The following is a 12906-nucleotide window of genomic DNA, read 5'->3' on the forward strand; positions in this document are numbered from 1 at the left end:
GTCACGCTCCGCGGTAGGAACTCGGGGTGCTGCCGGTCCAGCGTTTGAAGGCGCGACGGAACGCGCTGGGCTCGGAGAAGCCGAGTCGCGCCGACAGGTCCTCCACGGTCTCGCCTCGTCGGAGCCCGGCCACGGCGGCGTCGCGGAGCACTTCCTCGCGCAGCTGATTCAGCGACGTCCCCTCCTGCCGGAGCAGGCGGCGCAGGTGGGGGACGCTGATCGACAGCATCTCCGCGATGTCCTCGGCCGTCGACGTCCGGCCTTTCATGCCCAGCTCGAGGACCCGGCGCACCTGCGCCGACGCCGTGCTGTCGTAGTCACGCTCCGACATCAGCAGCGTCGGTGACTCTCGGAGGTAGTCCTCGAGCGTCTCCTCGGTCTGGATGATGGGCGCCCGCATGACGGCGTTGTCGAATTCGACTGCGGGAATGTCGGAATCGAATGTCACGGGGACACCGAAGATGTGATCGTAGTTCTCGGCGAGGTGCGGCAGCGGCGCCGGATACGGCAGTTCCACTGCCAGCAACCGGACCCTCTTGCCCACGAGCCACGCCGCGAAACGATGAAGCAGGATCAGCAGGAAATCGGTGGTCACCCGCGTCGCCTCGAGCGACGACTGCACGTCCTCGGTGGACCGTTCGGCCGCGGCCGGGCGGATGTCGATGGTCATCCGGGTTCCGCCGTTGACACCGGGACCGATGTGCAGCGCGGGCAGCGACGGCAGGGCGCGCAGGATGTCGGCCATCCGCTCGAGAGCGGCGGACAGATCCGCGGTGTGGATCAGCGCGAGGCAGACGAGCCGAAACGTGCCGCGGGGGACCGGGGCCGGCCCGAGCCCGAACAATTCGTCGCCCGTGATCTGCCAGACCGCCTGGGTGAACGCGGTGACCTGGGTCGGCGTCAACCGGGCCAGCGGATCCTCCAGCGACGCCGTCGTGATTCCCGCCGCCGACAGCGCGGGGGAGAGATCGACCCCACTGCGCGCCGACAGCTCGAGCGATCGCCGGACGAAGTCGGCGGGGATGGTGCGGGCAGTCACGATCCGGGCTCCCCGAGAGTCCGGAGCCGCCGCGCCGCCTCCTCGAGCACGTGGTCCTGTTTGCAGAACGCGAACCGCACCAGCGGGTTCCACGGCTGCGGATGGTCGGTGAACACACTGACCGGCACCGCGGCCACGCCGATGCGCTCCGGGAGCCTGCGGCAGAAGTCGATGCCGTCGCGTTCGCCGATCGCGGTGATGTCGGCGCACAGGTAGTACGTGCCGCCGCCCGAATGGACCTCCAGACCGGACGCGACGAGCGCGTCGTACAGCACGTCCCGCTTGGCCTGCAGACTGTCCCGCAGCTCTTTCACCCACTGCTGCTCGTGGCTCAGCGCATGCGCCACCGCGGGTTGGAACGGTCCGCCGCCGACGAAGGACATGTACTGCTTCGCGGTCCGGACGGCGTCGATCAGTTCCGCCGGACCGCACGCCCAGCCGATCTTCCACCCGGTGACGTTGAACGTCTTGGCGGCGCTCGACACCGAAACGGTCCGTTCGTACATTCCCGGCAGAGTGGCCAGGGCGGTGTGCGTTCGGCCGTCGAAGACCAGGTGTTCGTACACCTCGTCGCTGAGAACCAGCAGGTCGTGCTCGCAGGCCAGCTCCGCGACGGCGGCGATCTCCTCCGGGGTGAACACGGTGCCGGTCGGATTGTGCGGGGTGTTGATCACCAGCATCCGGGTCTTCGGTGTGATCGCGGCTCGCAGAGCATCGAGGTCGACGACGAACTTCGTGCCGGAGCGGGCGAGCGGCACGCTGCGTCGCACCGCTCCCGCCAGCGCGACCGACGCCGCGTAGGAGTCGTAGTACGGCTCGATCAGCACCACTTCTTCACCCGGTTCGACCAGCCCCAGAATGGCGGCGCTGATGGCCTCGGTGGCGCCGACGGTGACCAGCACCTCCGAGTCGGGGTCGTGGTCGAGCCCGTACCGCGCCAGGCGGTCGGCCGCGACAGCGTGTCGGAGCACGGGCATGCCGGGGCCGGGTGGGTACTGGTTGAGCCCGTCCGCGATGGCTCGGCGCGCGGTGTCGAGCATGGACGCGGGACCGTCGGTGTCGGGGAAACCCTGGCCGAGGTTGATGGCGTCGTGGCGCACGGCGAGCGCCGTCATCTCGGCAAAGATGGTGGAGGCGAACGGCTGCAAGCGCTGGACGGTGCGGTTGCGCGGCGTTGCGGGCATTACTGCAGCGTAGTCGGTGTGGCGGCGAGGGTTGCACAGGGCCGCGTCACGTTCTGCGGGGCTGTCTCGTCTTCTCTGTAGACGGCGCGCGAAGGGCGCCCGGTGACGATGGAGGACGCAATGCCCCGCATTCCCGCAGTGGCCCCGGCGGACGCGAGCCCGCTGGTGAAGGTCGCCTACAAATATGCTGCCCACAAGTTCGACGAGGTGCCCGAGCCGTTCACCGTGCTCGCCCATCACCGCAAGCTGTTCGTCGCCTCGGCCCGGCACGAGCTGGCGGTGCAGAAGGCGTCGACCGTGCTTCCCGCGAATGTGCGGGAGATCGCCGTCTACCGCGTGGCGTGGACGATCGGCTGCTCGTGGTGCGTGGACTTCGGCACGATGCTGCAACGCCTCGACGGCCTCGACGTGGAGCGGCTCCAGCACATCGCCGATTACGCCGACTCGCCCGCGTACAGCGAGGACGAGCGCGCGGCCATCGCATACGCCGACGCGATGACGGCGACGCCCACCACGGTCACCGACGAACAGGTCGCAGACCTCGAGCGCCGGTTCGGCCGGGCCGGTGTCGTCGAACTGTCCTACCAGATCGGCATCGAGAACATGCGCGCCCGGATGTACTCGGCGCTGGGCATCACGGAGCAGGGTTTCGGCACCGATTCGTGCCGGGTGCCGTGGGCCGACGACGCCGCGGTCACGAAGAAAGGCCCGGGAGCCTGATCCCGCCGAACTTCTCCGGATTGGCGATGTCGTACGCCGCGTAGACGAGTCCGTCCCGGACGGTGAACCCACCCACTCGCGGCGGCGAGCTGCGGTGGGCCTCGTCGCCGGTGAGTGCGGCACTGAAGAAGCCCAGCTGGCCGTTGACCAGGACCGGATGCATGACGGTGAACACCGCCGGCCCGTACCGTTCGATGAGACCGAGGAAGAAGCGGGCGAACTTGTCCGCGCCGCGGATGACGTTGACGGCGGTGCTCGTGGTGCCGTTGGCGTCGCCGATGACGAGAGCATCCGGGTGCAGCGCCGCGACCACCGCGTCGAGGTCGCCGGCGGCGAGTGCCTCGAGCAGTCGCTGCACGGCGAGCGCATGCTCCTCGTCGGGAACGGCGGGTGTGGTTGCGGCAGCGGCCTTCCGGGCCCGCGACGCGAGCTGACGCGCCGCGGGCGTCTCGATTCCGAGAATCCCGGCTACCTCGTCGAACGGCACCCCGAAACCGTCGTGCAGCACGAATGCAACCCGTTGCGCAGGGGTGAGCGTGTCGAGCACGATCAGCGCGGCGAGGCGGTTGTCCTCGTCCCGGACGACCGCTTCCAGCGGGTCCGGCTCGGCTGACGGCGACAGTCCGGTGACGATGGGTTCCGGAAGCCATTGGCCGACATGCTGTTCCCTCCGCACCGCGGCCGACCGCAACCGGTCGAGGCAGATCCGCCCGACCACCGTCGTGAGCCACGGCCGGAGGTCGCGGATGTTCGCGGCGTCCGCGTCGTCGAGTCGTAGCCACGACTCCTGCACGGCGTCCTCCGCGTCGCTGACGCTTCCCGTCAGCCGATAGGCCACGGACAGCAGATGCGGCCGGTGGGACTCGAATTCGTCTACCAGCGTCGCAGTGGGCATGCCGATATCCTACGTGCGGTCCAGACATAAAATCCGTCGTGTGCGTAACCGTTGACCCTGGTGGTGGGTCCGGACGTATGGTGTGGCGACCACACCACGTCCAGGGAGTCTGCCATGTTCCAGTGTTTCGGCTGTCGTAGCTGACCTGGCTTTTTCGCACCCCTTTTTCTTCTGCACGTCCTGCTCACCCGTCCGGCGACCGCCGGGCGGGTTCGGGAGTGCGCTCGCAGGACCCGCCGCTTCGTCGTGGGCGGGCATCACACACTAGGAAGACCTTCGATGATTCGTCCACGTTTCGCGCGGACTCTGGCCGCAGCGGCCGCCCTTCTCACGTTCACCAGCCTCGCTGTCGCGTGCTCCGGTTCCGAGACCACCACGACAGCCGACGGAAAGACGGTGTTGCGCTACGAGGGGACCACGGGACAGGTCTCGTTCCCGGAACTCGCGGCCGACCTGGGCTACTACCAGAAGGTCGAACTGAACTGGATCGGCGACACCACTAGTGGGCCGCAGAGCATCCAGAATGCCGCCACGGGGCAGACCGACTTCGGTGGCGCGTTCAACGGTGCGGTGTTGAAGCTGGCCGCGGCCGATTCGCCGATCACGTCCGTCATCGGCTACTACGGCTCCGACAAGGAGACGTTCAATGGGTACTACGTGCTCGACGGAAGCCCGATCACGTCGGCACGTGACCTGATCGGCAAGAAGGTCGGCATGAACACGCTCGGCGCACACCACGAGTTCCTCGTGCGTGAGTGGCTGGCGCGGGAGGGGCTGACCCCCGACGAGATCAAGCAGGTCGAGTTGACCGTCGTTCCGCCGGTGAACACCGAACAGGCGCTGCGGCAGGGTCAGATCGACGTCGGCACGCTCGGAAGCGTGTTCCGCGACAAGGCGGTCGAACGCGGCGGCATCCGCCCGCTGTTCACCGACGAATCCATCTTCGGTTCCTTCACCTACGGTTCGCTGCTGTTCCGCGACGACTTCATCGCGAAGAACAAGGACGCCGTCGCGGACTTCGTGCAGGGCACGGCACGCGCGATCCGATGGACCCAGACGACTCCGCGCGACGACGTGATCGCGAAGTACAAGGACATCATCACCAAGCGCGGCCGCAACGAGACCACCGACCTCGTCGACTACTGGAAGACGCCGGGTGTGGCGGGTCCCGGTGGCGTGATCACCGACAAGGAGATTCAGACCTGGATCGACTGGCTGGTCCGCAACGGGGAACTCGAGGACGGCAAGCTCACGCCCGCCGACGTCTACACCAACGAGTACAACCCGTACGCCAACGGCACGTACCCCGCCGACAGCGGCCCCGACGGACAAGCGCTGGCCGCCAAGTGAACTCCACCCAGATCCCCACGAGAAGAAAGTGATGTCGATGTCCCACTTCCGGCGCGGCGCCGTGCGCGCCCTCGCGGCGACCGCAGCACTGTTCACGTTGGCCTCGGGAGTGGCGGGGTGCGCCGGCTCGTCGGAGACCGCCACCACCGAGGACGGGAGCACGGTCCTGCGTTACCAGGGGTGGGCCGGGGACGTGGGATTCCACGAACTCGCCGAGGACCTGGGGTATTACGACAAGATCACGCTCGAATGGGTCGGCGACACTACCAGCGGCCCGCAGGACATCCAGTCGGCGGCCACCGGTGACATCGAGTTCGGCTCGGCGTTCAACGGAGCCGTCGTCAAGCTCAATGCTGCGGGGGCACCGATCACGTCGGTGCTGAGTTCCTACGGTGCGGATGCCGGCGAGTACACGGGCTATTTCGTGCTGGACGGCAGCCCCATTCGCTCGGCGCGCGACCTGATCGGCAAGAAGGTCGGGATGAACACGCTCGGTGCGCACCACGAGTTCCTGGTCCGGGAGTGGCTGGCCCAGCAGGGGTTGACCCAGGACGAGATCAAACAGGTGGAGCTGACCGTGGTTCCGCCGGTGAACAACGAAACGGCCCTGCGCGAAGGTCAGATCGACGTGGCCGCCATCAACGGCATCTTCCGCGAAACAGCCCAGGAGCGTGGGGGTATCCGGCCGCTGTTCACGGACCGGGATCTGTTCGGCGCATTCAGCTACGGAACCTACGTGGTGCGCGACGACTTCCTGGCGAAGAACAAGGACGCCGTCGCGGACTTCGTGCAGGGCACGGCCCGGGCCATCCGATGGACCCAGGTGACTCCGCGTGAGGAGGTCGTCGCACGGTTCAAGAGCATCATCGACAAGCGTGGCCGCAACGAGAGCGACGAGGCCATCGACTACTGGCGCAGCTCCGGGATTCCCGTCGCCGGGGCCGTGATCCAGGAGAAGGAACTGCAGACCTGGATCGACTGGCTCGTCCGCAACGGTGAGCTCGACGAGGGCAAGTTGACCGCAACCGACCTCTACACCAACGAATTCAACCCGTACGCCAACGGCACGTTCCAGCCCGAGAGCGGGCCCGACGGAGAAGTACTGGAAGGACAGAAATGAGCACCACCGCCTCGAACCCCGATCGGGTTCAGACGCCCAAGCTCCGCCTCGAGCACGTCACCAAACAGTTCGACGTGCGAGGGTCCAAGGACAAGTTCACCGCGATCGAGGACATCGACATCGATCTCGCAGACGGCGAATTCCTCGTCCTCGTCGGGCCGAGTGGTTGCGGGAAGTCCACGCTGCTCGACCTGCTCGGCGGACTCAGCACCCCGACGTCGGGCCGGATCCTGCTCGACGGGCAGCCGGTGACCGGGCCCGGTCTCGACCGCGGAATCGTCTTCCAGCAGTACGCACTCCTGCCGTGGCGGACGGCCCGGCACAACATCGAGTTCGGGCTCGAGGCCAAGGGACTGCCCAAGAAGGAACGGCGCGAACTCGCTGAGCACTACCTCGAGCTCGTCGGCCTGAAGGGCTTCGGCGACCGGTACCCGCACGAGCTGTCGGGCGGCATGAAGCAGCGCGTCGCGATCGCCCGCAGCCTCGCGTTCGATCCCGAGGTGCTGCTGATGGACGAGCCGTTCGCGGCGCTCGACGCGCAGACCCGTGAGTCGCTGCAGGACGAACTGCTGCGCATCTGGAAGGCCACCGGCAAGACCATCCTGTTCATCACGCACGGCATCGACGAGGCCATCTACCTCGGGCAGCGGGTCGCCGTCCTGACGTCGCGGCCCGGCCGGGTGAAGACGTTCGTGGACATCGACATCGACCGCAGCGGCGAGGACGTCCGGTCCAACGAGCAGTTCCGGCACTACCGCCACCGCATCTGGACGCTGCTGCACGGCGAAGTGGAGCGTGCACAGGTGATCGAGAAGGAGGAAGCACATGTCTAGCGCACTCGCGTCACCGGAAGCCCCCGTCGCAATCGATCCACCCGGGACGTCGGCTCCGTCGCCCGCTTCCACCCCGCCGCAGCCGGGTGTCGTCCAGCGTGCCGGTGCGGCACTGCGTCCGATCGCTTGGCGGATCCTCAAGCCGTCCGTCGCGATCGTCGCCTTCCTGGCACTGTGGGAGATCGCTCCACGGGTGGGTCTCGTCGACGAGGTATTCCTGCCCCCGTTCAGCACGGTGATCGAGGCATTTTTCGATCTGGTGCAGAGCGGTGAGCTGTGGCAGCACGTGTCCGCCAGCCTCTCCCGCGCCCTGATCGGATTCTTCGTGGCGGTGGTGATCGCGATCCCGCTGGGCATCGCGATCGCCTGGTACCGCCCGGTGTCGGACTTCCTGAACCCGATCCTGGAGCTGTTCCGAAACACGGCGGCGCTGGCGTTGCTGCCCGTGTTCATCCTGATCCTCGGCATCGGTGAGGAGTCCAAGATCGCCCTGGTGATCTACGCGTGCACCTTCCCGATCCTGCTGAACACGATCTCCGGTGTGCGCACCGTCGACCCGTTGCTGATCAAGTCGGCGTCCTCGCTGGGACTGTCGCCCGTGCGCCTGTTCCAGAAGGTCGTGCTGCCCGCCGCCGTTCCCACCATCTTCACCGGAATCCGCATGGCGGCGGCGTCGTCGATCCTCGTGCTGATCGCCGCCGAGATGGTCGGGGCCAAGGCAGGCCTCGGCTACCTGATCACCGCCTCCCAGTTCAACTTCCAGATCCCCAACATGTATGCGGGCATCGTCGCCATCTCGGTTCTCGGGCTGACACTCAACGCCGTTCTCGTACTGATCGAACGCAGGCTGTCCCGCTGGCGGGTCTAGTCACTTACCGGAAAAGAAACTCCCATGTCACAGGAATCCCAGTTCCACCTCAACGCGTTTCTCATGGGTGTGGGACATCACGAGGCGGCGTGGCGCCATCCCCGCACCGAGGCACACCGCGTTCTGGACGTCGCACACTTCCAGGAACTCGGCCGGATCGCGGAGCGGGGCAAGCTCGATTCGGTGTTCTTCGCCGACGGTCTCGCCGTCGGACCGCGGATCAAACACAACACCCAGGCGATCTTCGAGCCCGTCACGTTGCTGTCGGCGATCGCCGTCGCCACCGAACACGTGGGGCTGATCGCCACGGCCTCCACGAGCTACTCCGACCCGTACAACCTGGCACGCAAGTTCACGTCGCTCGACCACATCAGCGGCGGCCGGGCGGGGTGGAACATCGTGACCTCGGCCGGTGCGGACGAGGCGGCGAACTTCGGCGTCGACGGCATCCCCGCCCACAGCGGACGGTACGAGCGCGCAGAGGAATTCGTCGACGTGACGCTCGCCCTGTGGGACAGCTGGGAGGGCGGCGCGGTGGTGCTCGACCCGGAGACCGGCGTGTTCGCCGACCCCGGCAAGGTCCACACCATCGACCACGACGGGCCGCGGTTCCGGGTCAAGGGGCCGCTCAACTCGCCGAGGTCCGCCCAGGGGCGGCCGCTGCTGGTGCAGGCCGGATCGTCCGAGAGCGGCAAGGAGTTCGCCGCGCGGTACGCCGAGGCCGTCTTCACCGCGCAGCGCACCCTGGAGCAGGGCCAGGAGTTCTACCGCGACCTCGAGGCGCGTGTCGTCAAGCACGGCCGCAATGCCGGCGACCTGAAGGTGCTGCCCGGCATCGTGCCGTTCATCGCGGACACCGAGGAGGAGGCGAAGGCGCTCGAGCAGTCGTTCACCGACCTGATCTCGCCGGAGTACTCGCTGCGGCAGCTGTCCACGATGCTCGGTGTCGACCTCACGAAGCATTCCCTCGACGCCCCGCTTCCGCCGCTTCCGCCGCTGGACGAGATCCAGGGCAACAAGAGCCGCTACCAGCTGGTGAAGGATCTCGGGGCGGACGGTTCACTCACCGTCCGGCAACTGATCGGGCTGCTCGGTGGCGGACGCGGGCACCGCACGTTCGCCGGCACGCCCGAACAGGTGGCCGACGAGCTGCAGACGTGGTTCGAGCAGGGCGCGGCCGACGGTTTCAACATCATGCCGCCCTACCTGCCCGGCGGACTGGACGACTTCGTCGACCGTGTCGTCCCGATCCTGCAGCAACGCGGACTGTTCCGGACGGAGTACACCGCGACCACCCTGCGCGGTCACTACGGTCTCACGGACGCCGGTAACCGGTTCGCGGGCGCGGTCGACGAAGCGAGCGCATGAGCGGCGAGACCGGTCTGAAACCTCTCGTCACCACCGTCTTCGTCCCCGCCGCGATCTTCGGCATCGGCCAGGGGGCCGCCGCCCCGGTCATGGCACTGACGGCCCGCGAACTGGGTGCGTCTGTGGCCGTGTCCGGGCTGATCGTCGCGGTCGTCGGGCTCGGCGCCGTCCTGGGCGACCTGCCGGCGGGCCGGATCGTCGCCAGGTTCGGGGAGCGGCGGTCCATCATCGGCGGCAGTACCGTCGGCGCCGCCGGAGTGCTGGTCTGTCTGCTCGCGCAGACACCGTGGATGCTGGGTGTGGGCGCACTGCTGACCGGGCTCGCCAACGCCGTGTGGGGGCTGGCCCGCCAGAGCTACCTGGCCGATGCCGTGCCGATCGGGCTGCGCGCCCGGGCGATGTCGTCGTTCGCGGCGATGTGGCGGCTCGGCTTCTTCGTGGGACCGCTGCTCGGTGCCGCCGTGATCCTGATGGTCGGCGCCCGGGGCGGATTCATGGTGCAGTTCGTCGGCGTCGTGCTGTCCGGATGGCTGATGTCGAGGGTCCCCGACCCGCCGAGGCGCCACGCAGGCACCGCCGGTACCCACGCGACGCTGTCGTCGATTCTGCGCCGGCACCGGAAGTTGCTGGCCACGCTCGGCGCCGGGTCGCTCCTGATGGGTGCGGCCCGAGCCTCGCGGGAGGCGGTGCTACCGCTGTGGGCTGCCCATCTCGGACTCGATGCCGCCCAGGTCAGCTTCGTCTTCGGGGTCGGAGCCGCCGTCGATCTGCTGTGCTCGTATCCGGCCGGACACTTCATGGACCGGTACGGCCGCCGGTTCATCGCGGTGCCGTCGCTTCTGGTGATCGGGGCGTCCTACCTGGCGTTGCCGTTTTCGCACGACCTCCTGTCGATCGGGGTCGTCGCCGTCGTGATGGGCATCGGCAACGGGCTCGGCAACGGCGTCATCATGACGCTCGGCGCCGACATCGCCCCACCGGCGACGCGCGCCGAATTCCTCGCTGCCTGGCGGCTCACCCACGACACCGGCATGTTCGCCGGACCCTTCGGCGTCGGCGCGCTCGCCGCGGTGGTCCCGCTCGGGGCTGCCGTCGCCGCGATCGGGGGAGCGGCGCTGGTCGGCGCAGGTCTCCTGTTCCGGTTCATCCCGGTCTATTCCCCGTGGCCACCGCCGACCGCGTCGGAGCCCGGTTCCTCACCGCTCGAAAAACAGGAAGCATAGGTACATTCGTTTCATGCGCTTCGGATTGTTCGTTCCTCAAGGTTGGCGTCTGGATCTCGTCGGAATCGATCCCTCGGATCAGTGGTCGGTGATGCGCGACTTCGCGTTGCGCGCCGATCAGGGTTCGTCCTGGGATTCGCTGTGGGTCTACGACCATTTCCATACCGTCCCGGCACCGACGGAGGAGGCCACGCACGAGGCGTGGACCCTCATGTCCGCGTTCGCGGCGGTCACCTCGCGGGTGCGTCTCGGCCAGATGTGTACGGCGATGAGCTACCGCAACCCGGCCTACCTCGCGAAGGTCGCCGCCACCACCGACCTCATCTCGGGCGGACGCGTCGAGATGGGCATCGGCGGCGGCTGGTACGAGCACGAGTGGAAAGCGTACGGATACGGATTCCCCTCCGCCGGTGTGCGTCTCGGCCGACTCGACGAGGGCGTGCAGATCATGCGTCAGGCCTGGGCCAATGGCACCGCGACCCTCGAAGGCAAGCACTACCAGGTCGACGGAGCCATCGTCCGCCCACTTCCGTTGCAGGAAGGCGGCATTCCACTGTGGATCGCCGGCGGCGGCGAGAAGGTGACGTTGAAGATCGCGGCAAAGTACGCGCAGTACACCAACTTCGACGGCACACCCGAGGGTTTCGCGCACAAATCCGAGATCCTGCGGAAGCACTGCGACACCGTCGGCACCGACTTCGGCGCCATCACCCGCTCGGCCAACTACAACGTCGCGATCGGCACCACCGAGGCGGAGGTCGAGCAGCGGTTGCTCACCCTGAAGGACCGGCTCACCCCCCACGTCGGCGCCGAGGCCGCCGAGGGTGCGCTGGGAGCCTTCCGCGGAATGCCCGGCGTGGGAACGCCGGAGCAGATCGTCGAGAAACTGTCGGTGCTGAAGGAGCAGGGCATGTCCTACGGCATCTTCTACTTCCCCGAAGCCGCGTACGACACCTCGGGCATCGAACTGTTCGAGAACGAAGTGCTGCCCGCGCTGCGTTGATCAGCAGACCGCGTCACCGGGCATAGAGTGGCGGGCATGTTCGTCGTCACCCTCGCCGCCGACAACGTGTGGCTGAGCCCGCCGGTCGTCACCGACATCGACGAGATCTGCGCGGCATGCAGCGACGCGTCGATAGCAGAGTGGACGACGATGCCCGCGCCGTACGGCCGCTCGGACGCCGAGCAGTTCGTGCGGCAGACGGTGCCGTCCGGCTGGGCCGACCGCAGTCCCACCTGGGCGCTGCGCGAACGCGAGGACGGTCCCGTGCTGGGGATGATCGGACTGATGGCGCGGGACGTGACGGCGGCGGAGATCGGATACTGGCTGTCGCCTGCGGCACGGTCGCGGGGTCTCATGACGACCGCGGTGAACCTGGTGTGCGATTTCGCGTTCCGGCCGGACAGCCTGGGGCTCGAACGCATCGAATGGCGCGCGTTCGTCGGCAATCTCGACTCGGCGGCGGTCGCCCGCCGGGTGGGCTTCCGGTTCGAGGGCATCCAGCGCGCCGGGCTCGTGCAGCGCGGCGTCCGGCGCGATTCGTGGGTGGCCGCCCTGCTCGCAGGCGACCCGCGGCAACCGGCCGAAGGCTGGCCCGACTAGCGGCCGATCAGCGCAGGCCCTCGGGAAGGTCGTGCTCGGACACCGCGACTCGCTGCTCGGGGCTGGTCCGGATCTGCTCGGACTCGGGGATCCGGCTCTGCAGGAAATCCCATTCGGCCTGATCGATGGCGTCCTCCGCGCGGGAACGCACCGCCGCGTCGCGGGTGCCCCACGCGATCGGCATCGGGCTGACCATCTCCCACGTGGCGGCGTCGCTGTGGGTGCTGCGGTCGTTCAGCAGGGCGACGGACGGCACCCGGTCGCCGACCCTCTGCTTCTGACCGGTCCGGATCGGAACGTTGCGGGTCACGAGGGCGTACGACGCCCGGCCCGCGGAGGGCTTCGCGACATCGATCAGCGACAGCAGGGTGACCGCGCGGGGATGGACCTCCGAGACGACGGCAGGCACCAGCGGGCTCTTCGCGTACAACTCCTCGATGCTGCCGACCTTCTTCGGCACCCAGAACGCCACCCACACGGACGTCAGTGCGGCGATCGCCACGACGACACCGAGGATGATCGACCAGGGGTGGGCGAGCAGGATCAGACCGACAGCGGCGGCCGCGAACAGCAGCGCCACCACGATCGCCGACACCTGCAGGCGTCGCATGTCGGCGAACGTCTGGTTGACAGACTTCGCGTAGGGCCGGTCGACGGTGAACTCGAAATGTCGCACGGCCCCAGCTTAGAGCCCCCGGTCCGG

At 67.9% G+C, this 12906-nt stretch carries 13 protein-coding genes; 9 read left to right on the forward strand and 4 right to left on the reverse strand.

Annotation, left to right across the window (positions count from 1 at the left end; all coding sequences use genetic code 11):
• Window position 1 precedes the first annotated feature (1 nt).
• Both FND50_RS07460 and FND50_RS07465 read right to left on the reverse strand, forming a co-directional pair.
• The gene (locus FND50_RS07460; RefSeq protein WP_064080136.1) at window positions 2–1039 is read right to left on the reverse strand and encodes an AraC family transcriptional regulator; all 1038 of its coding nucleotides are present in this window, start codon (window positions 1037–1039) and stop codon (window positions 2–4) included.
• Complete coding sequence (locus FND50_RS07465) at window positions 1036–2223, reverse strand: pyridoxal phosphate-dependent aminotransferase (protein ID WP_005255237.1); 1188 nt, start codon at window positions 2221–2223, stop codon at window positions 1036–1038. Before FND50_RS07465 ends, FND50_RS07460 begins: the two co-directional genes overlap by 4 nt.
• A gap of 120 nt (window positions 2224–2343) precedes the next feature.
• On the opposite strand from FND50_RS07465, the gene FND50_RS07470 reads away from it, so the two are divergent.
• Window positions 2344–2943, forward strand: coding sequence for a carboxymuconolactone decarboxylase family protein (locus FND50_RS07470; protein WP_144285311.1), 600 nt, complete (start codon window positions 2344–2346; stop codon window positions 2941–2943).
• On the opposite strand, the gene FND50_RS07475 is transcribed toward FND50_RS07470, so the two are convergent.
• Window positions 2918–3838, reverse strand: coding sequence for a sigma-70 family RNA polymerase sigma factor (locus FND50_RS07475; protein ID WP_144285312.1), 921 nt, complete (start codon window positions 3836–3838; stop codon window positions 2918–2920). The two genes, FND50_RS07470 and FND50_RS07475, sit on opposite strands and share 26 nt — an antisense overlap.
• A gap of 279 nt (window positions 3839–4117) precedes the next feature.
• Here FND50_RS07475 and FND50_RS07480 point away from each other — a divergent pair, with 279 nt between their 5' ends.
• From FND50_RS07480 to FND50_RS07515, 8 genes are read left to right on the forward strand one after another with little or no spacing between them, the layout of a single operon-like run.
• A complete protein-coding gene (locus FND50_RS07480) occupies window positions 4118–5188 on the forward strand; it encodes an ABC transporter substrate-binding protein (protein ID WP_005561795.1) in 1071 nt (356 codons plus the stop codon).
• A 31-nt stretch (window positions 5189–5219) separates the two neighbouring features.
• The gene (locus FND50_RS07485) at window positions 5220–6308 is read left to right on the forward strand and encodes an ABC transporter substrate-binding protein (RefSeq protein ID WP_144285313.1); all 1089 of its coding nucleotides are present in this window, start codon (window positions 5220–5222) and stop codon (window positions 6306–6308) included.
• A complete protein-coding gene (locus tag FND50_RS07490) occupies window positions 6305–7141 on the forward strand; it encodes an ABC transporter ATP-binding protein (RefSeq protein ID WP_005244194.1) in 837 nt (278 codons plus the stop codon). The genes FND50_RS07485 and FND50_RS07490 overlap by 4 nt, the downstream gene beginning before the upstream one ends.
• Window positions 7134–8009 (forward strand): ABC transporter permease, encoded by an 876-nt coding sequence (locus tag FND50_RS07495; protein ID WP_144285314.1) that lies wholly within the window; start codon window positions 7134–7136, stop codon window positions 8007–8009. The genes FND50_RS07490 and FND50_RS07495 overlap by 8 nt, the downstream gene beginning before the upstream one ends.
• Before the next feature lie 24 nt (window positions 8010–8033).
• Window positions 8034–9377: an LLM class flavin-dependent oxidoreductase gene (locus FND50_RS07500; RefSeq protein ID WP_144285315.1), complete on the forward strand. Its 1344-nt coding sequence runs from the start codon at window positions 8034–8036 to the stop codon at window positions 9375–9377.
• The gene (locus FND50_RS07505; protein WP_144285316.1) at window positions 9374–10600 is read left to right on the forward strand and encodes an MFS transporter; all 1227 of its coding nucleotides are present in this window, start codon (window positions 9374–9376) and stop codon (window positions 10598–10600) included. The genes FND50_RS07500 and FND50_RS07505 overlap by 4 nt, the downstream gene beginning before the upstream one ends.
• Before the next feature lie 13 nt (window positions 10601–10613).
• Entirely contained in the window at window positions 10614–11603 is a 990-nt protein-coding gene (locus FND50_RS07510; protein ID WP_144285317.1) for an LLM class F420-dependent oxidoreductase, read from the forward strand.
• Between the two features lie 36 nt (window positions 11604–11639).
• Entirely contained in the window at window positions 11640–12203 is a 564-nt protein-coding gene (locus FND50_RS07515; RefSeq protein WP_037203425.1) for a GNAT family N-acetyltransferase, read from the forward strand.
• Between the two features lie 7 nt (window positions 12204–12210).
• Here FND50_RS07515 and FND50_RS07520 read toward each other — a convergent pair whose 3' ends face one another.
• A complete protein-coding gene (locus FND50_RS07520; RefSeq protein WP_144285318.1) occupies window positions 12211–12879 on the reverse strand; it encodes a DUF3239 domain-containing protein in 669 nt (222 codons plus the stop codon).
• Window positions 12880–12906: the final 27 nt, after the last annotated feature.

Source organism: Rhodococcus sp. WB9 (genome assembly GCF_007558985.1).
Taxonomy (GTDB): domain Bacteria; phylum Actinomycetota; class Actinomycetes; order Mycobacteriales; family Mycobacteriaceae; genus Rhodococcus_F; species Rhodococcus_F opacus.

Bases quoted from the DNA above. Each gene is read 5' to 3' on its own strand.
- FND50_RS07465 (WP_005255237.1), bottom strand. From the start codon at position 2,223: ATGCCCGCAACGCCGCGCAACCGCACCGTCCAGCGCTTGCAGCCGTTC.
- FND50_RS07470 (WP_144285311.1), top strand. From the start codon at position 2,344: ATGCCCCGCATTCCCGCAGTGGCCCCGGCGGACGCGAGCCCGCTGGTG.
- FND50_RS07475 (WP_144285312.1), bottom strand. From the start codon at position 3,838: ATGCCCACTGCGACGCTGGTAGACGAATTCGAGTCCCACCGGCCGCAT.
- FND50_RS07480 (WP_005561795.1), top strand. From the start codon at position 4,118: ATGATTCGTCCACGTTTCGCGCGGACTCTGGCCGCAGCGGCCGCCCTT.
- FND50_RS07485 (WP_144285313.1), top strand. From the start codon at position 5,220: ATGTCGATGTCCCACTTCCGGCGCGGCGCCGTGCGCGCCCTCGCGGCG.
- FND50_RS07490 (WP_005244194.1), top strand. From the start codon at position 6,305: ATGAGCACCACCGCCTCGAACCCCGATCGGGTTCAGACGCCCAAGCTC.
- FND50_RS07495 (WP_144285314.1), top strand. From the start codon at position 7,134: ATGTCTAGCGCACTCGCGTCACCGGAAGCCCCCGTCGCAATCGATCCA.
- FND50_RS07500 (WP_144285315.1), top strand. From the start codon at position 8,034: ATGTCACAGGAATCCCAGTTCCACCTCAACGCGTTTCTCATGGGTGTG.
- FND50_RS07505 (WP_144285316.1), top strand. From the start codon at position 9,374: ATGAGCGGCGAGACCGGTCTGAAACCTCTCGTCACCACCGTCTTCGTC.
- FND50_RS07510 (WP_144285317.1), top strand. From the start codon at position 10,614: ATGCGCTTCGGATTGTTCGTTCCTCAAGGTTGGCGTCTGGATCTCGTC.
- FND50_RS07515 (WP_037203425.1), top strand. From the start codon at position 11,640: ATGTTCGTCGTCACCCTCGCCGCCGACAACGTGTGGCTGAGCCCGCCG.